Source organism: Frateuria defendens (assembly GCF_001182895.1).
Taxonomy (GTDB): Bacteria; Pseudomonadota; Gammaproteobacteria; order Xanthomonadales; family Rhodanobacteraceae; genus Frateuria_B; species Frateuria_B defendens.
The window spans coordinates 14,879-38,353 of sequence record NZ_LFQR01000061.1 but is presented as its reverse complement, the minus strand read 5'-3'; the positions used below and the strand labels follow the sequence as shown (position 1 = coordinate 38,353).

General features: G+C 70.7%; 20 protein-coding genes. 16 read left to right on the top strand and 4 right to left on the bottom strand.

Annotation, left to right across the window (positions count from 1 at the left end; all coding sequences use genetic code 11):
* A complete protein-coding gene (gene nirB / locus ACH65_RS10245) occupies positions 1–2,571 on the bottom strand; it encodes a nitrite reductase large subunit NirB (RefSeq protein ID WP_202594184.1) in 2,571 nt (856 codons plus the stop codon).
* A gap of 23 nt (positions 2,572–2,594) precedes the next feature.
* The gene (locus tag ACH65_RS10240; protein WP_237561490.1) at positions 2,595–3,896 is read right to left on the bottom strand and encodes an MFS transporter; all 1,302 of its coding nucleotides are present in this window, start codon (positions 3,894–3,896) and stop codon (positions 2,595–2,597) included.
* A 506-nt stretch (positions 3,897–4,402) separates the two neighbouring features.
* Between ACH65_RS10240 and ACH65_RS10235 the strand changes: the two genes are divergently transcribed.
* The 6 genes from ACH65_RS10235 to gmk all read left to right on the top strand — a co-directional run bounded on the left by ACH65_RS10235 (position 4,403) and on the right by gmk (position 11,476).
* Positions 4,403–6,754 carry a TonB-dependent hemoglobin/transferrin/lactoferrin family receptor gene (locus ACH65_RS10235; protein ID WP_049622490.1) on the top strand — a complete coding sequence of 784 codons (2,352 nt, stop codon included), beginning with the start codon at positions 4,403–4,405 and terminating at the stop codon, positions 6,752–6,754.
* Positions 6,755–6,770: 16 nt separating this feature from the next.
* Positions 6,771–7,868, top strand: a complete 1,098-nt coding sequence (locus tag ACH65_RS10230) for a hemin-degrading factor (protein ID WP_049622489.1) — start codon at positions 6,771–6,773, stop codon at positions 7,866–7,868.
* A complete protein-coding gene (locus ACH65_RS10225; protein WP_082190247.1) occupies positions 7,861–8,766 on the top strand; it encodes a heme/hemin ABC transporter substrate-binding protein in 906 nt (301 codons plus the stop codon). The genes ACH65_RS10230 and ACH65_RS10225 overlap by 8 nt, the downstream gene beginning before the upstream one ends.
* Positions 8,763–9,824 carry a FecCD family ABC transporter permease gene (locus ACH65_RS10220; RefSeq protein ID WP_237561489.1) on the top strand — a complete coding sequence of 354 codons (1,062 nt, stop codon included), beginning with the start codon at positions 8,763–8,765 and terminating at the stop codon, positions 9,822–9,824. Before ACH65_RS10225 ends, ACH65_RS10220 begins: the two co-directional genes overlap by 4 nt.
* Positions 9,821–10,636, top strand: a complete 816-nt coding sequence (locus tag ACH65_RS10215) for a heme ABC transporter ATP-binding protein (protein WP_153242553.1) — start codon at positions 9,821–9,823, stop codon at positions 10,634–10,636. The genes ACH65_RS10220 and ACH65_RS10215 overlap by 4 nt, the downstream gene beginning before the upstream one ends.
* A gap of 219 nt (positions 10,637–10,855) precedes the next feature.
* The gene (gmk, locus tag ACH65_RS10210) at positions 10,856–11,476 is read left to right on the top strand and encodes a guanylate kinase (RefSeq protein WP_049622488.1); all 621 of its coding nucleotides are present in this window, start codon (positions 10,856–10,858) and stop codon (positions 11,474–11,476) included.
* A 20-nt stretch (positions 11,477–11,496) separates the two neighbouring features.
* Here gmk and ACH65_RS10205 read toward each other — a convergent pair whose 3' ends face one another.
* Positions 11,497–12,258, bottom strand: coding sequence for an AAA family ATPase (locus ACH65_RS10205; RefSeq protein ID WP_049622487.1), 762 nt, complete (start codon positions 12,256–12,258; stop codon positions 11,497–11,499).
* Positions 12,259–12,366: 108 nt separating this feature from the next.
* Between ACH65_RS10205 and ACH65_RS10200 the strand changes: the two genes are divergently transcribed.
* The 5 genes from ACH65_RS10200 to ACH65_RS10180 are packed head-to-tail and all read left to right on the top strand — an operon-like array spanning position 12,367 to position 15,900.
* The gene (locus ACH65_RS10200; protein WP_049622486.1) at positions 12,367–13,203 is read left to right on the top strand and encodes an ABC transporter ATP-binding protein; all 837 of its coding nucleotides are present in this window, start codon (positions 12,367–12,369) and stop codon (positions 13,201–13,203) included.
* Entirely contained in the window at positions 13,200–13,970 is a 771-nt protein-coding gene (gene mlaE, locus ACH65_RS10195) for a lipid asymmetry maintenance ABC transporter permease subunit MlaE (protein WP_049622485.1), read from the top strand. Before ACH65_RS10200 ends, mlaE begins: the two co-directional genes overlap by 4 nt.
* 52 nt (positions 13,971–14,022) lie before the next feature.
* A complete protein-coding gene (mlaD, locus tag ACH65_RS10190; RefSeq protein WP_049622484.1) occupies positions 14,023–14,895 on the top strand; it encodes an outer membrane lipid asymmetry maintenance protein MlaD in 873 nt (290 codons plus the stop codon).
* 31 nt (positions 14,896–14,926) lie between these two features.
* Positions 14,927–15,595: an MlaC/ttg2D family ABC transporter substrate-binding protein gene (locus ACH65_RS10185; RefSeq protein ID WP_049622483.1), complete on the top strand. Its 669-nt coding sequence runs from the start codon at positions 14,927–14,929 to the stop codon at positions 15,593–15,595.
* Positions 15,592–15,900, top strand: a complete 309-nt coding sequence (locus ACH65_RS10180) for an STAS domain-containing protein (RefSeq protein ID WP_049622482.1) — start codon at positions 15,592–15,594, stop codon at positions 15,898–15,900. Before ACH65_RS10185 ends, ACH65_RS10180 begins: the two co-directional genes overlap by 4 nt.
* A gap of 121 nt (positions 15,901–16,021) precedes the next feature.
* On the opposite strand, the gene ACH65_RS10175 is transcribed toward ACH65_RS10180, so the two are convergent.
* Positions 16,022–16,852 (bottom strand): MlaA family lipoprotein, encoded by an 831-nt coding sequence (locus ACH65_RS10175; protein ID WP_049622503.1) that lies wholly within the window; start codon positions 16,850–16,852, stop codon positions 16,022–16,024.
* 192 nt (positions 16,853–17,044) lie between these two features.
* Here ACH65_RS10175 and rpoZ point away from each other — a divergent pair, with 192 nt between their 5' ends.
* The 5 genes from rpoZ to ACH65_RS10150 all read left to right on the top strand — a co-directional run bounded on the left by rpoZ (position 17,045) and on the right by ACH65_RS10150 (position 23,435).
* On the top strand, positions 17,045–17,335 hold the full coding sequence (gene rpoZ / locus ACH65_RS10170) for a DNA-directed RNA polymerase subunit omega (RefSeq protein ID WP_049622481.1): 291 nt from the start codon (positions 17,045–17,047) through the stop codon (positions 17,333–17,335).
* A 130-nt stretch (positions 17,336–17,465) separates the two neighbouring features.
* Complete coding sequence (locus tag ACH65_RS10165) at positions 17,466–19,634, top strand: RelA/SpoT family protein (RefSeq protein WP_049622480.1); 2,169 nt, start codon at positions 17,466–17,468, stop codon at positions 19,632–19,634.
* A gap of 125 nt (positions 19,635–19,759) precedes the next feature.
* Complete coding sequence (locus tag ACH65_RS10160) at positions 19,760–20,143, top strand: RidA family protein (RefSeq protein WP_049622479.1); 384 nt, start codon at positions 19,760–19,762, stop codon at positions 20,141–20,143.
* A gap of 82 nt (positions 20,144–20,225) precedes the next feature.
* Positions 20,226–22,340, top strand: coding sequence for an ATP-dependent DNA helicase RecG (gene recG, locus ACH65_RS10155; protein ID WP_049622478.1), 2,115 nt, complete (start codon positions 20,226–20,228; stop codon positions 22,338–22,340).
* 162 nt (positions 22,341–22,502) lie between these two features.
* Positions 22,503–23,435, top strand: a complete 933-nt coding sequence (locus tag ACH65_RS10150; protein ID WP_049622477.1) for a nucleoside hydrolase — start codon at positions 22,503–22,505, stop codon at positions 23,433–23,435.
* Positions 23,436–23,475: the final 40 nt, after the last annotated feature.

Genomic DNA, 23,475 nt, shown 5'->3' with positions numbered 1-23,475 from the left:
TCACTCCGCCAGCACCTTGACCGGTATGCGTCCATGCCGGCTGCGTTTCTCCTCCGCCGTCGCCGGGCGCACCTGCCCGCGCTCCGGCACGAAGACCACGTTGTCGTCGCCGGCCTCGCTGTTGACGAAGTGGCGGAAGCGGCGGCGCGTCTGCGGGTCGGTCACGGCGCGCTTCCACTCGCACTCGTAGGTGTCCACCACCCGCTTCATCTGCGCCTCCAGCTCGGCGGCGAGGCCCAGCCGGTCGTCGATGATCACGCTGCGCAGGTAGTCCATGCCGCCTTCCAGGTTGTCGCGCCAGACGCTGGTGCGCTGGAGCCGGTCGGCGGTGCGGATGTAGAACATCAGGAAGCGGTCGATGTAGCGCACCAGGGTGGCGGTATCCAGGTCGCCCGCCAGCAGTTCGGCGTGGCGCGGCTTCATGCCGCCGTTGCCGCAGACGTACAGGTTCCAGCCTTTCTCGGTGGCGATCACGCCCACGTCCTTGCCCTGCGCCTCGGCGCACTCGCGGGCGCAGCCGGATACGGCGAACTTCAGCTTGTGCGGCGAGCGCAGGCCCTTGTAGCGGTGCTCCAGGTCGATCGCGGTGCCGACCGAATCCTGCACGCCGTACCGGCACCAGGTGGAACCCACGCAGGACTTCACCGTGCGCAGCGACTTGCCGTAGGCATGCCCCGACTCGAAGCCGGCGGCGATCAGTTCCTCCCAGATCAGCGGCAGCTGTTCCAGCCGCGCGCCGAACATGTCCACGCGCTGGCCGCCGGTGATCTTGGTGTAGAGGCCGTATTTCTTGGCGACCTGGCCCACGGCGATCAGGCCCTCGGGCGTCACCTCGCCACCCGGCATGCGGGGCACCACCGAGTAGCTGCCGTCCTTCTGGATGTTGGCGAGGAAGTAGTCGTTGGAATCCTGCAGCGAGGCATGTTCCTTCTGCAGCACGAACTCGTTCCAGCAGGAGGCCAGGATGCTCGCCACGGTGGGCTTGCAGATGTCGCACCCCAGGCCGTTGCCGTGGCGCTGGAGCAATTCGTCGAAGCGGCGGACGCGCTCCACGCGCACCAGGTGGTACAGCTCCTGGCGCGAATAGGCGAAGTGCTCGCAGAGGTGGTTGTTCACCGCCAGGCCCTGGCGCTTCATTTCCGCCTTCATGATCTGGGTGGCCAGCGGCACGCAGCCGCCGCATGTCGTGCCCGCGCGCGTGGCGGCCTTGAGCGCGCCGATGGACGTCGCGCCGGCCGCCACGGCCTCGCACAGCTGCCCCTTGGACACGTTGTTGCACGAGCAGATCTGCGCGGAGGCCGGCAGCGCGTCGACGGAGAGCCCCGTCTTGGCCTGGCCGTCGGAGGAGGGGAGGATGAGGAACTCGGGCGCTTCGGGCAGCTCCAGGCCGTTGAGCATCATCTGCAGCAGCGTGCCGTATTCGGCGGCATCGCCCACCAGCACGCCGCCCAGGAGCCGCTTGCCGTCCCCGGACACCACCAGTTTCTTGTAGACCTGCCGTCGCTCGTCGCTGAACTGGTAGCTGCGGCTGCCCGGCGTCGCGCCGTGGGCGTCGCCGATGCTGGCCACGTCCACGCCCATCAGCTTGAGCTTGGTGGACATGTCGGCCCCGGCGAACTCCGGCAGGCTCGGCGCCTGCGTGCGGGTGAGCAGGGCATGCAGGTGGTTCGCCACCACGCGCGCCATGTCGTAGCCCGGCGCCACCAAGCCGAAGATTTTCCCACCCCATTGCGCGCACTCGCCGATGGCGTACACGTCGGGGTCGCGCGTGCGGCAGAAGTTGTCGACCATGATGCCGCCGCGCTGGCCCACGCCCAGTTCGCTCTGGTGCGCCAGTTCGTCGCGCGGGCGGATGCCGGCGGAGAACACGATGAGGTCGGTTTCCAGGTGGCTGCCGTCGGCGAACGCCATGCGATGGCGCGCCGACTCGCCGTCGACGATGGCCTGCGTGTTCTTGCCCGTGTGCACGGTGAGGCCGAGGTCCTCGATGGCCCGCCGCAGCATCTGCCCGCCGATGTCGTCCACCTGCACCGCCATCAGGCGCGGCGCGAATTCCACCACGTGGGTTTCCAGCCCCATGTCGCGCAGGGCCTTGGCGCATTCCAGCCCCAGCAGGCCGCCGCCCACCACCACGCCGCGGCGGGAGCGCGCGCCCCATTGGGTCAGCGCCCCCAGGTCGTCGAGCGTGCGGTAGACCAGGCAGCCGGGGCGGTCATGGCCGGGGATGGGTGGCACGAAGGGTTTGGAGCCGGTGGCCAGCACCAGCTTGTCGTAGGGGATGACCTCGCCGTCGGCGGTGGTCACCCGCTTGAGCGCGCGGTCGATCCGCGCGGCGCGCGTGGCGAGCCGCAGGTGCAGGCCCGGCTGCTCGAAGAATCCAGGCGCCACCAGCGAAAGCTCCTCCGCGCTCTTGCCCGCGAAGAAGGCCGACAGGTGCACGCGGTCGTAGGCCGGGCGGCTTTCCTCGCACAGCACGGTGATTTCCAGCTCTTGCAGCCGGAGCGCCGCCAGTTCTTCCAGCAGCTTGTGCCCCACCATGCCGTTGCCGATCACGACAAGTTTCAGCGCCATCTCGATGGCCTCCTCGCACCCAGTCAGTCGATTGCCAGCACAGCAGGCGCCGGCCCATCGGCGCGGTCCAGCTGCAAGGATTCTTGGTAAAGCCGCTCTTCGCGGGCCGTGTGCTCATGGCCGAAGCGCACCGCGAGCGCGCACAGCGACCCGGCGATCACGAAACCGCCCAGGTACAGGAAGCTGTGCTGCACCGAGCCGGTGGCCTTCTGCAGGAAGCCGGCGGCCACGGCCCCCACGTTGCCGCCCGCGCCGACAATGCCCGCCACCCCGCCCAGTGCCTTGCGGTCGATGAACGGCACCAGGGCGTAGGTGGCGCCGCAGGCCATGTGCGTGCACAGGCCGAAGGCGAGCATGGCGGCTACGGCAATGCCGGCGCCCTGCGCCCCGGAGAACCAGAGCAGGCCCAGCCCTTCGCACAGCATCAGGACGCACAGCAGGCGCGAGCGCGCCGGCAGGCCGTGCCGGCGCGCCAGGCGATCGGACGCCAGCCCGCCCAGCGCGCGGGCGAACAGCGCGAGCAGCCCGAAGCCGCCGACCGCCAGCCCCGCCGCACCGAGGTTCAGCCCGAAATGGTCGACGTAGTAGCCGGCCGCCACGCCGTGCACGAACAGTTCGATGCCGAAGCAGCCGGCATAGGTGACGAACAGCATCCAGACGCGATAGTTGCGCGCGGCCAGCCGGAATGCGCCCCAGCCGCCGCCCTTGCCGCTGCTCACGGCGATGCCGCGCCGGCGCAGATCCCGGTAATCGCCCTGCGGGCAATCCTGCGTGTACTTCCAGTACAGCACGCCCACGATCACCATCAGCGCGCCCGGGACGAGCATGGCTGCCCGCCATCCCAGGCCGGTGCCCACGCCCAGGGCAACCAGGCCCGCAAGCACCCAGGGCATGACGGCCTGCGCCACGCCGCCGCCGGCGTTGCCCCAGCCGGCCACCGTCGCGTTGGCCGTGCCCACCACGTTGGGCGCGAACATCACCGAGGTGTGGTACTGCGTGATCACGAAGCCGGCGCCGACGATGCCGATCGCCATGCGCACGAGCAGGAGGGACGCATAGTCGTGCACCAGCAGCATGCCGAACACCGGCAGCGACCCCAGCAGCAGCAGGCCGGCATAGGTGCGGCGCGGCCCCAGGCTGTCGCACAGCGGGCCGATCAGTAGACGTCCGAAGATGGTGACGGCGACGGCGGCGATGTTGATGTTGGCGATCTGGTCCGCGCCGAGGTGGAACTCGCCCTTCGCCAACGGCATCAGCGGCGCCATGGCGAACCAGGCGAAGAAGCAGACGAAGAACGCCAGCCAGCTGAGATGGAACGCGCGCATGGGCGGCGTTCGCCACTGGAACAATTCGATGCGTGTCGCCTTGTCTGACATACTTTCCTCCGCCCGAAGACGGCGAAGCGGTCAACGCTTGCCGGTTGTATTCACCGCCTGCCTTGGCTCCGGCATGTTGCTTTGCAACACGTGTGCCACGCGCGCCATGCGATCCCGGCGCGGCATCCCCGGGGCGGAATCCGCGTGAAAGCCCTCGTGCATGCACCAAGAGCGGTGCATGTCAAGAAGATTTGCACCATGCAAGTGCGCAAGCGTCCGCTCATTTGGACGTCTGTTTGAAATCGTGACGAGACGGGCTCGAAGAAACGCAGGGGTTTGCAGGCTCTTGCCTTTTTGCGCAAATGAGATAAGTTCTCATCTGTAGGCGACGGCTCGCCCAGCGCGAAACCTTCCTCGCCTCACCGTTCTCCCGGAATCGGCCGCCAGCGCAGGCGCATCCCCCGCCTCCTTTGCCAGCACGCCGCGTGTACCCACGCATGGCAAAGGAAACCTTCATGTCGATGTTGCGCTTTACCCCGCTGGCCGCGGTGATCTGTGCGGCCCTGGCCTGGCCGGCCCGTGCGGCGGAAACCCCGCCGGCCGCACCCGCCGCCACGGCGGCCAACACCACCGAACTGCCGCACGTGCAGGTCACCGCGCTGCGCCCCGCGGTGCAGCTCAATACCCCGGGCACGGTCTCGGTGATCGACCGGCAGCAGATGGACCGGCACCTGGTCGGCACCCTCCGCGACCTGGTGCAGTACGAGCCCGGCGTCTCGGTGATCGGCACGGCGGGGCGCTTCGGGCTGGACAGCTTCAACATCCGCGGCCTGTCCGGCAACCGCACGCGCATCGAAATCGACGGCGTGAGCATGCCGGCCTCGTTCGGCGCGGGGCTGAGCGGCGGCAGCGTCCGCGCCGGGCGCAACTTCATCGACCTGGACACCATCCGGCAGGTCGACATCGTGCGCGGCCCGGCTTCGGCCGTCTATCCGTCCGATTCGCTCGGCGGCATGGTGAGCCTGCGCACCAAGGACCCGGCCGACTACCTGCGCGAGGGCCGCGACGTCTACGTCTCGCTGAAGGAGCGCTACGACAGCGTCGACCGCAGCCTTTCCTCCACCGCCACGCTGGCCGGGGGCGATGCGCGCGACGGCATCCTGTTCGTGTTCGATCACCGCGAGGGCCACGAGACGGGCAACCAGGGCGATGTCGGCGGCGCCGGCGCGGCGCGCACGCGCCCCGATCCGCTGCGCTACGGGCTGGACAGCTTCCTCGCCAAGTACGTGCATGCCGCCGGCAGCGGACGCCTGGACCGCGTGACGGTGGACGGCTCGCAGACGCGCACGCGCACGAATGGCCTGTCCAACATCGTGCCCGGCACGGGCTACTACCGCTCGCAGGACCGCGCCACGCGGGTGCGCGCCAGCTTCGCGCAGGAATACCCGCGGCTGGACGCGGCGCTGGCCAGTTCGCTGGAGTGGAACGTCTACGCCCAGCACAGCCGCACCGCCACCAACACGCAGACGGAGACGCCCACCGTGCGCCGCTTCTTCGAGAGCATGCCGCTGCGCGAGCGCGTCTACGGCGGCAAGCTGGTGGCGGTCAAGCGCCTGGGCGAGGAGGGCGCGGCCAGCCAGGTGCTGAGCTATGGCGTCGAGCTGTCGCGCACCACCGCCGAGTCATGGCTCGGCGGCTATGGCCAGAACAAGCGCACCGGCGCGACCGGCAACGGCCCGGCGCTGATGCCGGGCCACTATCCCCTGCACCTGTTCCCGCGCGGCGATACGGACCGCTACGCGGCCTTCGCCCAGGACGAGATCGGCCTGCTCGGCGGCCGGCTCACCGTGATGCCCGGCGCGCGGGTCGATCGCTACGTCTACCGGCCCCATGCCGATGCGCTGTACCAGAAGTACAACCCCGGCTTCGCGCGCAAAAATTATGAGAAGACCCGCACCTCGCCCAAGCTCGGTGTGATCTGGCGCTTCAACGAGGTGCTGAGCGCGTATGCCAATTACGCGCAGGGCTTCCGCCCGCCGCTGTACAGCGAGATCTCGGGGGCGTGGCCGCATCCGCCGATCCCCGCCATCAACATCGCCTTCCTGCCCAACGACAGGCTCAAGGCCGAGACCAGTCGGGGCATCGAGCTTGGCCTGCGCGGCCATGGCGATGCGGGTTGGTTCAACCTCGCGGCGTACTACAACCGCTACCGCGACTTCATCTGGTCGGGCTATGCGCTGCCGGCGTCGCAGGTGCCGGCCTGGGCCTACCAGAGCAACCCCGGCGCGCGGGTGAACCTGTTCTTCCAGGCGGCCAATGCGCCGCGCGCGGTGATCAAGGGGGCCGAGGCGAGCGGCGCGCTGCGGCTCGGCCATCTCGCCGACGCCCTGGAAGGGTGGGTGCTGAAGGGCAGCGCGTCGATCACCAGCGGCAAGCTCATCCAGCCCGGCGCGCGCGGCTACACCCCGCTCAATACGGTGGACCCGGCCAAGCTGGTGCTGGGCGTCGCCTATGAAGCCGGGCGGTGGGGCGCGGAACTGGTGGGCACCGCGGTGCGCCGGCACACGCGGCTGTCCGTGCCCGGCTTCCGGCCCGCCGGCTACGGCACGCTCGATCTCTACGCCCACTTCATGCCCTTCAAGAACGGGCCCTTCGACAGCGGGCTGCTGGGCAGCCTCGAGCTTTATGCCGGCCTCAGCAACCTCGCCGACCGCAAGTACTGGGACTGGGGAAACCTCAACAGCGGCGCGCTGGGCAACCTCGTCACCGGCAACGGTGTGAACGATGCGGGCACCGGCGGCCTCCCCGCCGACCGTCTGAGCATGCCCGGCCGCAGCCTCAGCGTCGCCGCCAAGATCGCCTTCTGAGTGAAAGGAGCACGCCATGTTGAACGAAACGACCCCCATTGCCGACAACAACAACCCGCCGTCCGCCCGGCTGCACGACGCCTGGCGGCAACTGCGCGAGAGCGAACCGAACCTGCGCGCGCGCGACCTGGCCGAGCGCCTCGGCGTCAGCGAGGGCGAGCTGGTGGCGAGCCGCTGCGGCGGCGAAGGCGTGGTGCGCCTCGACGGCCGCTGGCCCGAACTCATTCGCGCCCTGCCGTCGCTGGGCAGGGTGATGGTGCTGACGCGCAACGACAGCTGCGTGCACGAGAAGAGGGGCCGCTTCACCCACGTCGAGGTCGGCGTGGTCATGGGGCTGGTGCTGGACGAGGCGATCGACCTGCGCCTGTTCCTCCGGCATTGGAAGCACGGCTTCGCGGTGCGCGAGCTGTCCCATGGCCGCACGCTGCAAAGCCTGCAGTTCTTCGACGGCGACGGCCGCGCCGTGCACAAGGTCTACCTCACCGGCGACAGCGACCCCGAGGCATGGCGCCGCCTGCTCGACAAGCACCGCGCCGCGGGGCAGTCGCCGCGGTTCGAGACGTGCGCGGTGCCCGAGCCCTTGCCGCGCCTGCTGCGCGACGAGGAGGTGGACATCGAGGCCCTGCGCGCGGGCTGGCGGGCCATGAACGATGGTCCGCACGAGTTCTTCGCCCTGCTGCGCCGGCATCGGGTGACGCGCGTGCAGGCGCTGCGCCTGGTCGGCGAGCCGTTCGCGCGACCGGTCGCCAACACCGCCATCCGCACCGTGCTCACCGCCGCCGCGGCGAGCGGGCTGCCGATCATGGTGTTCGTCGGCTCGCCCGGCGTGGTGCAGATCCACACCGGCCCGGTGCACAACATCAAGACGGTGGGGCCGTGGCTCAACGTGCTGGATGCGGAGTTCGACCTGCACCTGCGGGAAGACCACATCGCGCAAAGCTGGGTGGTGCGCAAGCCCACGCCCGAGGGGCCGGCGACCTCGCTGGAGCTTTACGACGCCCAGGGCGGCCAGATCGTGCAGCTGTTCGGCAAGCGCAAGCCGGGCCTGCCGGAGCTGGAAGCGTGGCGGCGGCTGGTCGAGGGCCTCGCCCGCGAGGAGGACGGCCATGCGTAGACCCGGGCCATGGAAGGGAAGGGCGGCGGCCGTCCGGCGCGATCCCGCGCGCTGCTGGCGGGCCTGGCTGGCCGGCGCGCTGCTGTGGTGGACGCCGTGGCTGGCGGGCGCGGCGGTGCCCGAGCGGGTGGTCGCGCTCGGCGGCGACATCACTGAAACCGTCTACGCGCTGGATGCCGGCCAGGCGCTGGTCGGCGTGGACAGCACCAGCCAGTGGCCGGCGGCGGCGAAGACGCTGCCCAACGTGGGCTACGTGCGCCAGCTGAGCGCCGAAGGCGTGCTGGCGCTGCATCCCGGGCTGATCATCGCCACCCACGATGCGGGGCCGGCGACGGTGATCGAGCAACTCCGCAGCGCGGGGGCGCATATCGAGGTGCTGGCGGATTCGCACACGCCGGAGGGCGTGGTGGCCAAGATCCGCGACGTCGGCCGGCTGCTGGGCCGCGAAGAGCAGGCCAGGGCGCTCGCCGTGAAAGTGGCCGGTGACTATGCCGCGCTGGCCGCCGGCGTCGCGGCCATGCCGCGCCATCCGCGCACCCTGTTCCTGCTGTCGATGGGCGCCGGCAGCCCGCTGGCCGCGGGCCGGCAGACCGCGGCCGACAGCATGATCGCCCTGGCGGGCGGGCGGAACGTGGCGGTGGATTTCAGTGGCTACAAGCCGGTGTCGCCCGAGGCGCTGGTCGCGCTGGCCCCGGACGTGATCCTCATGATGCGCGAGCGCAGCGAGGGCGTCGGCGGCATCGAAGGCGTGCTCGGTCTGCCCGGCGTCGCGCAGACCCCGGCGGGCAAGGCGCGCCGCATCCTGTTCGTCGACGGGCAGGCGCTGCTCGGCTTCGGCCCGCGCAGCGCCGCCCAGGCGCTGGCGCTGCAGCACGTGCTGGCGGGAGCGGCGCCGTGAACAGCATCGTCGTGGCCGCCTCGCCCGTGAGCCGCCGCCGGCCGGTGGCGCTGGGCGCGCTCGCCGTCCTGCTGGCCGCCGCCGCGCTGTGGGGCTTGAGCTCGGGCGCGATGGCGCTGCCGGCCGGCCGGGTGCTGCAGGCCCTCGGGCACTGGCTGGGCGGTGCGCCGCTCGACGCGGACGACCACGTGGTGCTGATGCTGCGCCTGCCGCGCGTGCTGATGGCGGTGCTGGTGGGCGCGGCGCTGGCCTGCGGGGGCGCCGCCATGCAGGGGTTGTTCCGCAACCCGCTCGCCGATCCGGGCCTGATCGGCGTCTCCGCCGGCGCGGCGCTGGGCGCGGTGGCGGTGATCATGCTGGGGCACCTGGTCATCGGCCGGCTGCCCGAGGCGGTGGCGCCTTATGGCGTGGCCGCGGCGGCCTTCGCCGGCGGGCTGGCGGCCACCCTGCTGGTCTACGCCATCGGCCGCCGCCGGCCGGGCGTGGCGACGCTGCTGCTGGCCGGCGTGGCGATCAATGCGATGGCGGGGGCGGCCGTGGGCGTGCTGATCTTCCTGGCCAGCGAGACCCAGCTGCGCGACATCACCTTCTGGTCGCTGGGCAGCCTGGGCGGCAGCGACTGGCTGCGGCTGGCCATCGCCGCGCCGCCGACGCTGCTGCCCCTGCTGCTGCTGCCGCGCCTGGCCCGCGCGCTCAATGCACTGCTGCTTGGCGAGCAGGAGGCGAGCCTGCTCGGCTTCCGCCCGCAACGCCTGCGGCGAACCTTGATCGCCCTGGTGGCGCTGATGGTGGGGGCCGCGGTGGCGGCCGCGGGCATGGTCGGCTTCGTCGGCCTGATCGTGCCGCATCTGCTGCGCATGGTGTGGGGGCCGGACCACCGCCTGCTGCTGCCGGCCTCCGCACTCGGCGGCGGCGCCCTGCTGGTGGCGGCCGATACCTTGTCGCGCGTCGTGGCGGCGCCGGCGGAGCTGCCCATCGGCGTGCTGACGGCCCTGCTCGGCGGGCCGTTCTTCCTGTGGCTGCTGCTGCGCGCGCGCCTGGGCGAGGGGCGCGCATGAAGAACATGGCGCTCCATCGGGCGGCGGACCGGCACGGCGAACTGGCGGCCGAGGGCGTGCACTGGTGGCGCGACGGGCGGCGCGTGCTGGAGGGCGCGAGCCTCAAGGCCCAGCCTGGACGGCTGCTGGTCCTGATAGGCCCCAACGGCGCGGGCAAGAGCAGCCTGCTGGCGGTGCTGGCGGGGCTGGGCCAGCCCACGCAGGGCCGCGCCACGCTGGATGGGCGCTCCCTGGCGAATTGGACGCCCGAGGCGCTGGCGCGGCGCCGCGCCATGCTGTCGCAGCAGGTGCAGCTGGGCTTCGCGTTCCGCGTCGAGGAGGTCGTGCGGCTGGGGCGCAGCCCGCACGGCGCCGCGCGCGAGGACGGGCGCGATGGCGAGATCGTCGATGCGGCCCTGCGCGCGGCGCACGCCTGGTCTTTGCGCGGGCGTCCCTACCCGCAGCTCTCGGGCGGCGAGAAGCAGCGCGTGCAGCTGGCGCGCGTGCTGGCGCAGGTGTGGGATGCGCGCGACGCGCCGGCCTGGCTGCTGCTGGACGAGCCGGAGGCCGGGCTGGACATCGCGCACCAGCATTTCGTGCTGCGGCGTGCGCAGGCCATGGCGCGGCAGGGCTTCGGCGTGATCGCGGTGCTGCACGACCTCGACCTGGCCGTGCGCTATGCCGACGAGGTGGCGCTGCTGGCGCAGGGGCGCGTGCTGCGGCACGGCCCGCCCGCGCAGGTGCTGGACCCGGCCGTACTGTCCACGGCCTACGGGCTGCCGCTGCGCCGCGAGCGCCTCGAAGGCGGCGGCTGGGTGCTGGTGCCGGCATGAGCCGTCGCCCGCTTCGACGGTCCCGGGGCATGCGGGTCGACGCGCGCCGGAGATAGGGCGTCGGGGCAAAACGCCGGCTTGCCGGGGCGCCCGGGAGGATCGCGGGGCCGCGGGCAGGGCAGGCCGAGCCGGCCTGCCGGTATACTTGCTCGATGAATCCTCTCCATTTGTTCCCCGCCGGTGTGCGGGGACGCCCGAGCGCCAGCCCAGGAGCCGTGCATGGCCATTGAAGGCACCTTGTTCATGGTCGCCGCGCCCTCCGGGGCGGGCAAGTCCACGCTGGTCAATGCGCTGCTCGAACGAGAGCCCGCGATCTCGCTGTCGATCTCGCACACCACGCGGCCGCCGCGGCCGGGTGAGCGCTACGGGCGGCACTACTACTTCGTCGAGCGCGCGGAGTTCGAGCGCGAGATCGCCGAGGGCATTTTCCTCGAACACGCCGAGGTGCACGGCAACCTCTACGGCACCTCGCGCACCACGGTGCAGGGGCTGCTGGAACAGGGCAAGGACGTGCTGCTGGAGATCGACTGGCAGGGCGCGCGGCAGATCCGCACGATCAAGCCCGACTGCGTGAGCGTGTTCATCCTGCCTCCCTCGCGGCTGGAGCTGGAGCGCCGCCTGCGCGGCCGCGGCTCGGACGCGCCGGAGGTGATCGAGCGCCGCCTGCACAACTCGCGCGAGGAGATCGCCCACGCGCACGAGTTCGACTACATCGTGGTCAACGACCGCTTCGAGGGCGCGCTGGACGACCTGCAGTCGATCGTGCACGCCGTGCGCCGGCGCAGCGCCTTGCAGTGCCAGCGGCACGAGACGCTCATCGCCGAACTGCTGGCGCCGTAGGGCGCCCGAGGCGCGGGGCCCTAGTCGAGCAGGTTGCGCAGGAAGCTCTGCGGGCTGTTGAGGAAGCTGCGGGTCAGTGCGTAGTGCTCGGTGTCTTCGTAGCGCACACGTTCCGGCCCGTGCTCGCCGATCTGGTAGATCCAGGCGTCGGGGTAGCTCAAGAGGATCGGTGAATGGGTGGCGACGATGAACTGCGAGCGCCGCTTCACCAGCTCGTGCAGCCGGGCCAGCATCGCCAGTTGCCGCGCCGGCGACAGCGCCGCCTCCGGCTCGTCCAGCACGTAGAAAGCCTCGCCGCGGAAGCGGTGCGTCATCAGCGAGAGGAAGGCCTCGCCGTGCGACTGTGCGTGCAGCGAGCGGCCGCCATAGGAGTCGCCCACGCCCAGGGCGTCCACCTCGGTGGCCACGTTGTAGAAACTCTCCGCGCGTAGGAAGAAGCCGTCCCTGGGGCGGCGGTGGGTCTTGACCAGCAGCAGTTGCTCGTAAAGCGGCGAATGCGAGGCGAAGGTGGCGAAGCGGAAGTTCTTGCTGCCGCCCTCCGGATTGAAGCCGCAGGCCGTGGCGATCGCCTCCAGCAGGGTGGACTTGCCGCTGCCGTTCTCGCCGACCAGAAAGGTCACCGCCGGGTGCAGCGCCAGCCGCTCGAAGTCGCGCAGCGCCGGCAGCGAGTAGGGGTACTGGTCGAAGGAGGGCACCCGCTCGCGGCGCAGGCGCACCTCCATCACGTAATGCTCGGCATCCAGGGCGCATGGGAAATCTTCCGTGGTCGGCTTGTGGATCATGAAAGCGACACCACATGTTGGCAAACGGACGGCCCGATGCCGCGTGCCGGCATGGCACGCCAGGGGCGCTTCCGGTAACTTGTGCATCTTTCGAGCCGACCGCCGCCCATGACCGAACCCGACCGCGCCACGTCCGACGACCGCGCCCTGGTGCGCGTACGCGGCCTGACCACGGTGCTCAACGGCAAGACCATCTTCGACGCGATGGACCTGGACATCCCGCGCGGCAAGATCACCGCCATCATGGGCCCGAGCGGCACCGGCAAGACCACCCTGCTCAAGCACATCACCGGGCAGATGCGCGGCGACGCCGGCGAGGTGTGGGTGGACGGCGCCAGCGTGCCCGCGCTCGACCGCGAGCAGCTGTTCGCGCTGCGCGAGCGCATCGGCTACCTGTTCCAGAACTCCGCCCTGCTCACCGATTTCGACGTGTTCGAGAACGTGGCCTTCCCGTTGCGCCAGCACACCAGTCTGCCCGAGGTGCTGATCCGCAACATCGTGCTGACCAAGCTGCAGGCGGTGGGGCTGCGCGGCGCGGCGGGGCTGATGCCGAACGAGCTTTCCGGTGGCATGGCGCGGCGCGTGGCGCTGGCGCGGGCGATCGTGTTCGATCCGATGCTGATCCTCTACGACGAGCCCTTCGTGGGCCTGGACCCGATCGCGCTCAACCAGGTGCTCAAGCTGATCCGCACGCTCAACCAGACGCTCGGCATCACCAGCGTGCTGGTGGCGCACGAGCTGGCGGTGATCCAGCAGGTGGCCGACCACATCTACCTGATCGCCAACGGCAAGGTGGTGGCGCACGGCGACCCCAGGACCATCGCCGGGGACGGCTCGCCGTGGACGCGGCAGTTCTTCGGCGGCGAGGCCGACGGCCCGGTGCCGTTCCAGTACCCGGCCGGCGACTACGCCCAGGCGCTGGGCTTCCCGCGGAGCGGCGCATGAGGCGCATGAGCCCCGACAACATCGTGCTGCGCTCGCTGGCGCAGATCGGCGACTGCGGCCTGTTCCTGGTGGCCGTGCTCAAGGCCATCCCGCGCAGTCTGCAGCATGCGCGCGAGACGGTGCGGCAGATCTGGTTCATCGGCGCGCTCAGCCTCACCATCATCATGGTCTGCGGCCTGTTCGTGGGCATGGTGCTGGCGCTGCAGCTCTATCACGTGCTGTCGATCTTCGGCGGCACCGCGGCCACCGGCGAGGTGGTGGCGCTGTCGGTCTACCGCGAGCTCGGCCCCGTGCTCACCGCGCTGCTGTTCGCCGGCCGCGCCGGCACCTCGATCACCGCCGAGATCGGCCTGATGCGTGCCACCGACCAGATCGCCGCGATGGAGATGATGGCGGTGGACCCGCTCGCCTACGTGGCCGCGCCGCGCTTCCTGGCCGGGCTGATCGCGATGCCGCTGCTGACCTGCGTGTTCTGCGCCGCGACCCTGCTGGGCAGCCACCTGGTCGGCGTGCACTGGCTGGGCGTCGACAACGGCACCTTCTGGTCGAACATGATCACCGCGGTGGACCTGCGCACCGACGTGGTCGACGGCATCCTGTGGAAGAGCGTGGTGTTCGGCGCGATGGTGTCGCTGATCGCGGTGTTCCAGGGCTACACCACGCCGCCGACCAGCGAGGGCGTGGCCTATGCCACCACCCGCACCGTGGTCGCCTCGTCCATCGCCATCCTGGCGTTGGATTTCATGCTCACCGCCTTCCTGATGTGAGCGCCATGCCTTCCTTTCTTCTGACCCTTCGCACTCCACCGAGGATCGTGCCGTGACCCAGAGACGTTCCTATGCCGTCGGCACCGGCCTGTTCATCGTGCTCGGCTTCGCCACGCTGGCCTACCTCGCCACCCAGACCACCTCGGTGGCCAACGTGCGCCTGGGCGCCACTTACACGGTGGACGCGCAGTTCGCCAACATCGGCCAGCTCAAGGAGCGCGCGCCGGTGAAGGTGGCCGGCGTGCGCATCGGCCAGGTGAAGTCGATCGCCCTGGAGCCGGGCAAGGAGGTGGCCGACGTCAAGCTGGCCATCGACCAGCACTACGACGCCATCCCCGACGACTCGGTGGCGACCATCTTCACCAGCGGCCTGCTCGGCGACCAGTACGTGGGCATCCAGTTCGGCAGCTCCAAGAAGGCGGTGGCCGACGGCGGCTCGCTGGCGCTGACGCGCCCGGCGCAGCAGCTGGAGGAGATGCTGGGCAAGTTCTTCGGCGCCGGCGGCGCGGCCGACAACCTCGGCGGCACCTACACGGTGAAGGCGCGCTTCACCAACGTCGGCGCGCTCTCGGTGGGGGCGCCGGTGAAGATGGCCGGCGTGGCCATCGGCAGCGTGCAATCGGTGCAGGCCGACCCGGTCAAGCTGGACGCCTACGTGACCCTGGCGATCGACAAGCGCTACAGCCAGATTCCGGACGATTCCGCCGCCGCGGTGTTCACCAGCGGTTTGATCGGCACGCAGTACGTTGCGATCCAGCCCGGCGGCTCGCCGGACATGCTCAAGAACGGCGACGAGCTGGTGCTGACCCAGTCGGCCATGCAGCTGGAAGACCTGATCGGCAAATTCCTGGTGAACGGCTCCTCGTCCGGCGACAAGAAGGCCGACGGCGCCCCGTCGAACGCATCCCCCGCCGGCAAGCAGTGATGCCGCCGGCCATCCCCTCTAGGAGTTGACCATGTTGCGCAGTCTGGCACTCGCCACCGCGATCGCTTTCACGGGCGTGATCGCCGCCCCCGCCTTTGCCCAGGACGCCCCGGCCGCGTCCGCCCAGCCGACCCCGGTGCAGGTGGTCGACGAGATCGTGCACCAGCTCGACACCACCGTCACCGGCCACCGCGACGAGCTGCGCAAGGATCAGGAAAAGCTCATCGCGACCATCGACGATGTGTTCCTGCCGCACTTCGACATCGACTACGCCTCCATCCTGGTGCTCGGCCAGCACGCCCGCGAGGCCACGCCCGAGCAGCGCGAGCGCTTCGCCAAGGCGTTCTACAACTCGCTCACCCATCGCTACGCCGAAGGCCTGCTCAACTACACCCGCGGCCGCGTCAAGGTGCTGCCCTTCAGCGGCGACCTCAACGACAAGCGCAGCGTGGTGCGCACCCAGGTGGTGCTCGACGACGGCAAGACGGTGGCCGTGGACTACGCCTTCCGCAAGGGCCGCGGCGGCGACTGGAAGGCCTACGACGTGATCATCGAGGGCATCTCCTACGTCACCAACTACCGCAACCAGGTGGATGCGGAAATCCGCAAGGTGGGCATCGAGAAGCTGATCGCCAACCTGGAGAACCAGGGCGAGAAGGCGCTGGAGACGCTGGAGAAGGACAGCAAGGCCTCGCCATGAGCGACGCCGGCTTCACGCTGGAGCGCGGCGTCGACGGCACGCTCGCGGTGGGCGGCGAACTGACCTTCGCCACCGCCGCGGCCGCGCTGCAGGCGATCCTGGACGCGCTGGCCGCGCAGCCGCCGGTCGGGCGGCTCGACCTCGGCGGCGTGGTGCGCAGCGACAGCGCCGGCCTGGCCTGCGTGCTGGCGGCGCAGGCGCAGTCGGCCCGGCAGGGGCGGGCGCTCACGCTCGACAACGTGCCGGCGGGCATGCGCGCGCTGGCGCAGGTATGCGAGGTGGACGAGCTGGCCGGCGCTGGCTGAGCCCGGGCCGGGCAGTCGTCGGTAACCATCGGGTTCGCCGGATGGCGGATACGAAAAAGGGGCCGCGAGGCCCCTTTCGTGCCGGATGCGCGGCGGCGCCTCCGGTATTCGCACCGTATGCCTACTGCTTCGACGCGGGCTCCTGCTTGTGCTCCCACTGATGCTGCTCGTCGAGCAACTCGTCGGGGTCGAAGTTGGGGTTGTCCAGCCCCTGCATCTGCTGGATCGCCGAGGCTGGCGGGTTGCCGTCGTAGATCTGGTACAGCCGGCGCTGGCGGTAGGCGTCGCGGATGAACACATAGGGGTCGTAGGCGGAGGCCAGGAAGCTCTCGGCGTCGATGGCGCGCGCGCGGAGCGTCACCAGGTAGATCAGCGAGGGCAGGTATTGCTGGTCGTACTTGAAGTCGTGGTTGCGCGCGTAGTAGCTCAACGGATCGAAGAAGTAGCTGTCCACCGGCAGGCGCCATACGTCGCGCACGGTGGTGGGGCCGACGAAGGGCAGCATCAGGAAGTCGCCCTCGGGCACGCCCCAGCGCGCCAGGGTGATGCCGAAGTCGGTCTCCTGCAGCGGGATGCCGAGCTGGCTGGCCGGGTCGAAGAAGCCGCCCACGCCGAGCGTGAGGTTGACCAGGAAGCGGCCGGTGCCCTGCAGCGCCTGCTTGGGGCGCGCCTGCAGCAGGTCGTTGGCCACCGTGATCGGCATGCGGATGTTGGTGAAGAAGTCGCTCACCGCGCGGCGCACCGGCGGGTTGGTCACCTTGCGATAGCCCACCGCCACCGGGCGGATCACCGCCTTGTCCATGGTGTCGTTGAAGGCGTACACCTTGCGGTTGAACTTCTGCAGCGGGTCGTCGGTGCGCGGCTTGGCGATGGTGCAACCGGCCAGCAGAATCACGGCAGCCAGCGCCAAGCCTCGGCCGAGCAGGGAGTAGCGGGACGGTAGGGACGTCATCGAGATGGACACTGGGGAGGGTCCTAAAATTGTACCGTTTGGTTTTGTATTGTGTACAGGCTCTGCGCCTGCCGGCTTGCCGGTGGCGACGGCAAACCGTGCATGATACGCGCCTGCCGCATTGCCAGCCAAGCGGCGGCTGGATACACTGTCAAACCCCATAAGTCGCTTTATCGCTTAAGGATTTCCCAAATGGCCCGCATTACCGTGGAAGACTGCCTCCAGGTGGTCGACAACCGATTCGAACTGGTGCTGATGGCGACCAAGCGTGCCCGCCAGCTCGCCAAGGGGGCCGATCCGGCGGTCTACCCCGACAACGACAAGCCCACCGTGCTCGCCCTGCGCGAGATCGCCGACCGCCGCATCGACGAGGCGACCATCGACGAGATCGACCGCCTGGAGCGCGAGCGCGCCGAGCGCGAGGCGCTGGAGTGGGCCGCCGCCGAAGTGGACGACGACCTCTCCAAGGGCGGAGACGACTGATGGACGCCGGCGGCTGTTGTAGACCCCGCAGTCGCCGTGCCGGCACGTCCGGCGCCGCCCATTGCCGCCCCGAGGCGGCATCCCGTCCGGCCCGGCGCGAGGTGATCGCCTGAGCGGGCAACGCATTCCCATGCCCACGGCCGCCGTCGCCCCGGCGGACCCGGCCGTGCTGCCTCCCTATGTGCTGGAACTGAAGGACCGCGTGGCCTACCTGCCCGAGCGGCAGGTCGAGCGCGTCCTGCGCGCCTACGTGGTGGGCGCGCGCGCGCATGCGGGGCAGGCGCGCAAGAGCGGCGAGCCCTACATCACCCATCCGGTGGCGGTGGCCGGCATCCTGGCCGAGCTGCGGCTGGACGCCGAGACCATCATCGCGGCGATCCTGCACGACACGCTGGAAGACACCGAGCTCAGCCGCGCCGAGCTCGCCGGCGAGTTCGGCGAGACCGTGGCCGAACTGGTCGACGGCGTCACCAAGCTGGACAAGATGCAGTTCTCCAGCCGTCAGGAAGCCGACGCGGAGAGCTTCCGCAAGATGCTGCTGGCGATGGCGCGCGACCTGCGCGTGATCCTGATCAAGCTGGCCGACCGCCTGCACAACATGCGCACGCTGGGTGCCAAGGACGCCCCCTCGCGCCGCCGCATCGCGCGCGAGACGCTGGAGATCTACGCGCCCATCGCCCAGCGCCTGGGCATGAACAAGTTCAAGGCCGAGCTGCAGGACCTGGGCTTCCGCGCCCTGCATCCGGACCGCTACCGCGTGATCGAGGGGCGCATCCGCGCCGCGCTCGGCAACCGCCGCGAGGTGATGGCCAAGATCGAGTCCGCCCTGGCGGCGCGGCTGGAGGCCGAGCAGCTGCCGGCCCGCGTGATCGGGCGGATCAAGTCGCCGTGGAGCATCTATTCGAAGATGCGCGGCGACCACAAGAGCTTCGCCCAGCTGATGGACGTCTATGGCTTCCGCGTGGTGGTGAGTTCGGCCATGCGCTGCTACATGGCGCTCGGCGTGGCGCACGCGCTGTACAAGCCGGTGGACCGGCGCTTCAAGGACTTCATCGCCATTCCCAAGGCCAACGGCTACCAGTCGCTGCACACCGTGCTGCTGGGGCCGTTCGGCGCGCCGATCGAGGTGCAGATCCGTACCGAGGAAATGGACGAGGTGGCCGAGCGCGGCGTGGCCGCCCACTGGGCCTACAAGACCGACAGCGCGCCGGCCAACAGCGCCCAGGCGCGGGCGCGCGAGTGGATCTCCGCGTTGGCCGACAGCCAGGTCAACACGCCGTCCTCGACCGAGTTCATCGAGAACGTCAAGATCGACCTGTTCCCGGACGAGGTCTACCTGTTCACCCCGCGCGGCGACATCCTCTCGCTGCCGCGCAACGCCACCGCGCTCGACTTCGCCTATGCCGTGCACACCGACGTGGGCGACCACGCGGTGGCCGCGCGCGTGGACAAGAAGCTGGTGCCGCTGCGCACGCGGCTGGAATCGGGGCAGCTGGTGGAGATCATCACCGCGCCCTCGGCGGTGCCGAACCCGGCGTGGCTGGAATTCGTGGTCACCGGCAAGGCGCGCACCGCGATCCGCCAGTACCTGAAGCACCTGCAGCACGAGGACGCGGTGGACTTCGGCCACCGCATGCTCGACCGCGCGCTCGACGCGCTGGGCAGCAGCCTCGACATGGTGCCGCCGGCGGTGCTCGACCGCTACCTGGAAGAATCCAAGCTGCGCCGGCTGGAGGAACTCCTGGCCGACATCGCGCTCGGCAACCGCATGCCCGACCAGGTGGCGGCCAAGCTGCTGGCCTCGCGCGGCGTGCGCAAGGGCGAGGGCAAGCCGGCGCTGCCGCCGCACGCGAGCGAGAAGATCCGCATCACCGGCGCCGAGCGCGGCGTGCTCAGCTTCGCCAACTGCTGTCACCCGCTGCCGGGCGACGACATCGTGGGCTACCTCTCGCCCGGCAAGGGCATCGTGGTGCACCGCGAGGAATGCCCGAACGTGGCCGAGCTGCGCAAGTCGCCGGAACGGCGCGTGGCGATCGAGTGGGACCGCAGCGTGCAGGGCGATTTCCGCGCCGAGCTGCGCATCGAGGTGATCAACCGCCCGGGCGTGCTGGCCACCATCGCCGCGGCGATCGCGGCGGCGGATTCCAACATCGAGAACGTCGAATACGTCGAGCGCGACGCCTCCGCCGCCACGCTGCTGTTCGCCATCGAGGTGCGCAGCCGCAAGCACCTGGCCGAAGTGATCCGCCGCGTGCGCCGCACCGGCGTGGTGAGCGGCGCGTACCGGCATCCGATGTAGGGGCGTGCTGGCGCGCGGCCCAGCGTGGCAGCGACCGCTGCGTGAGGCGTTCGCGCGCAGGGCGCGCTCCCGATGTTGCGCCCCTTTACACTTAAAGCCTTTTCCGCGAGACCGAGGCTTCTTCCATGTCCAAGCACATCATCAACACCGACCAGGCCCCGGCCGCGATCGGCCCGTATTCGCAGGCCGTGCGCGCCGGCAACACCGTGTATTTCTCCGGCCAGATCCCGCTCGACCCCGCCACCGGCGCGCTGATCGAGGGCGACGTGGAGGCGCAGGCGCGCCAGGTGTTCGAGAACCTCGCCGCGGTGGCGCTCGCTGCCGAAGGTTCGCTGGCGCAGATCGTGCGCGTGGGCATCTTCGTCACCGACCTGGGCAACTTCGCCACCGTGAACAAGGTGATGTCGGAGTACTTCGAGGCGCCGTATCCCGCGCGCTCCACCATCGAGGTCTCGGCGCTGCCCAAGGGCGCGCAGGTGGAAGTCGAAGCGACCATGGTGCTCGCCTGACCGTCGCGTGCGGCATGGCCCGGCGCCGGTGCGAGCCGGTGCGCGGTCGCCGTGCCGCAGGCCGTTTCGTTAGGCTGTGGCCATGGCCGTTCCTGATTCGCGCATACCCGCTGCGCCCCCCGATCCTGGCGCCCGGTCGGTAGCCAGCCTGCCCGGCGTCGGGCCCGCGCTGGTCGAGGCGCTGGCGCGGCTGGGCCTGGAGCGCGTGCAGGACCTGTGGTTCCACCTGCCGCTGCGCTACGAGGACCGCACCCGGGTCAGCGCGATCGCCGACTTGCGCCCGGGCGAGCGGGCGCAGGTGGTGGCGACCGTCGAGGCGGTCGAGCGCGGCTTCCGCTACCGGCCGCAGCTCAAGGTGGCGGTGGGCGACGGGCCGAACCAGACCCTGCTGCTGCGCTTCTTCCATTTCCGCCGCTCCCAGGCCGAGCAGTTCCAGCCCGGCATGCGCCTGCTCTGCTACGGCGAGGTGCGGCAGGCGGCGCAGGGGCTGGAGATGGTGCATCCGCAATACCGGCGCCTGGAGGGCGAGGAGCCGGTGGCGCTGGAGGACCGGCTCACGCCGGTCTACCCCACTACCGAGGGGCTGGGGCAGAAGCGCATCGCCGGCGTGGTCGCCAAGGCGCTCGCCCTGCTGCCGCCCGAGGCGGAACTGGAACTGATTGCGCCGGCGCTGTGCGCGCGGCATGGCTTGTCCTCGCTGCGCGAGGCGCTGCTCTACGTGCACCGGCCGCCGCCCGACGCGCGGCAGGCCGAGCTGGCGCTCGGCCGTCACCCCGCGCAGCAGCGGCTGGCCTTCGAGGAATTGCTCACCCAGCACCTGAGCCTCAAGCGCCTGCGTGCCGCCGTGCGCCGCCGCCGCGCGCCCTCGCTGGAAGGCGACGGCGGCCTGCGCCGCCGCTGGCTGGAGGGCCTGCCGTTCCGCCTCACCGGCGCGCAGCAGCGCGTGGCGCGCGAGGTGCTTACCGACATGGCGGCGGCCAAGCCGATGCTGCGGCTGGTGCAGGGCGACGTCGGCTCGGGCAAGACGGCCGTGGCCTGCCATGCGGCGCTGGCCGCGGTGGAGGCGGGCTACCAGGTGGCGCTGATGGCGCCGACGGAACTCCTGGCCGAGCAGCACCTGCGCAACTTCCGCCACTGGCTGCAGCCGCTCGGCGTCGAGGTGGAGTGGCTGGCCGGCAAGCAGCAGGGCAAGGCGCGCCGCGCGGCGATGCAGCGCGTGGCCGAGGGCGGCGCGCCGATCGCGGTGGGCACGCATGCGCTGATGCAGGAGGGCGTGGCGTTCGGCCGCCTGGGCCTGGTGATCGTCGACGAGCAGCACCGCTTCGGCGTGCAGCAGCGCCTGACCCTGCGCGACAAGGGGCGCGACGGCGAGCGCGTGCCGCACCAGCTGGTGCTCACCGCCACGCCGATCCCGCGCACGCTGGCGATGAGCGCCTATGCCGACTTGGACGTCTCCGCCATCGACGAACTGCCGCCCGGCCGCACGCCGGTGCAGACCATCGCCGTCTCCAATGCCCGCCGCGCGGAAGTGATCGAGCGCATCCATGCCGCCTGCGCCGAGGGGCGGCAGGCGTATTGGGTCTGCACGCTGATCGAGGAATCCGAGCAGCTGCGCGCGCAGGCGGCGGAGGCGGCGTTCGCCGAGCTCACGCATGCGCTGGTGGGCTGCCGCGTGGGCCTGGTGCACGGACGCATGAAGCCGAAGGAAAAGCAGGCGGTAATGGACGCCTTCAAGGCCGGCGAGCTGGCCGTGCTGGTCGCCACCACGGTGATCGAGGTGGGCGTGGACGTGCCCAACGCCAGCCTGATGGTGATCGAGAACAGCGAGCGCCTGGGCCTTGCCCAGCTGCACCAGCTGCGCGGCCGGGTAGGGCGGGGCGCGGTGGCGTCGAGCTGCGTGCTGCTCTACCAGCCGCCGCTCGGCCAGCTCGCGCGCGAGCGCCTGCAAGTGATGCGCGAGACCAACGACGGCTTCCGCATCGCCGAGAAGGATCTCGAACTGCGCGGCCCCGGCGAAGTGCTCGGCACGCGCCAGACCGGCCAGCTCGCCTTCCGCATCGCCGACCTCGCCCGCGACGCCGCGCTGCTGCCGGCGGTGCAGGCGGTGGGCGAGGTGATGCTGGCGCGGCATCCGCGCGAGGCGGAGCGGTTGATCGAGCGCTGGGTCGGGGGCGCCGCGCGGTACGTGCATGCGTGAGGGGCGAGGGGCTCCGGCGGCGCGCACGGGGTGGCGCGTCATGAAAGCCGGGCGCCGCGAACGGGGCACGATGCCCGTTCCTCGCGCCCGCGCGCGTGCCTCGGGTGCATCCCAAACTCTCGCTTCCGCTATACGCTAGGCCATTCTCCAGCGAGCGTCCCGATGATCCGTCCGCAACTCCTGATCGACACCGACCCCGGCGTGGACGACGCGCTGGCGATCCTGATGGCCTATGCGCATGCCGACGTGGCGGGCCTGAGCATCGCCGCCGGCAACGTCGGGCTCGAGCACACCGTGCGCAACGCACGCACCCTGGTCGACCTGGCCGGGGCGGCGACGCCGGTGTTCGCCGGCTGCCCGACTCCGCTGGTGCGCCTGCCGGAAGAAGATGCCGCCTTCGTGCACGGCCACGACGGCCTGGGCGACGTCGGCTTCGACGAGCCGCGCACCGCGGCGGCGGCGGAGCACGCCGCGCTCGCGCTGCTGCGCCTGACCCGCGAACGCCCCGGCGAGCTGACCCTGGTGGCGCTGGCGCCGCTCACCAACGTGGCGCTGGCGCTGCGCTTGGACCCGACCCTGCCGCAGCGGGTCAAGCGGCTGGTGGTGATGGGCGGGGCGGTGACCGGCCACGGCAACACCGGCAAGGTGCCGGCCGAGTTCAACGTGGGCTTCGACCCCGAGGCGGCGCACGTGGTGTTCGAGGCCTTCCCGGATTTCGACCTGGTCGATTGGGAACTGACCCTGCGCCATGCCTTCGACGAGGACGAGTTCGACGCCTGGCTCGCGACCGGCGACCGGCGCGCGCAGTTCTACGGGCAGGTCGGCCGGGTGGCGCGCGACTACAACCGCCGCAGCGACCGCCGCGGCATCATCGCCGCCGACGCGCTGGCGATGGCGGTGGCGATCGACCCCGCCGTGGTCCTGCGCAGCGAGCGCCGGCACGCGGCGGTGGAGCTGGACGGCCGCCTGACCCGCGGCGCCACCGTGGTGGACTGGGCCGGCCGATTGGGCCAGCCGGCCAACGCGAACGTGGTGCTGGAACTGGACCAGCCGCGCTTCGCGGCGATGGTGCGGCGCGCGCTGGGCGCCGGGTGAGTCACTCGTGCAGGAGCGCGCCCGCAGCGTTACGGCGTCA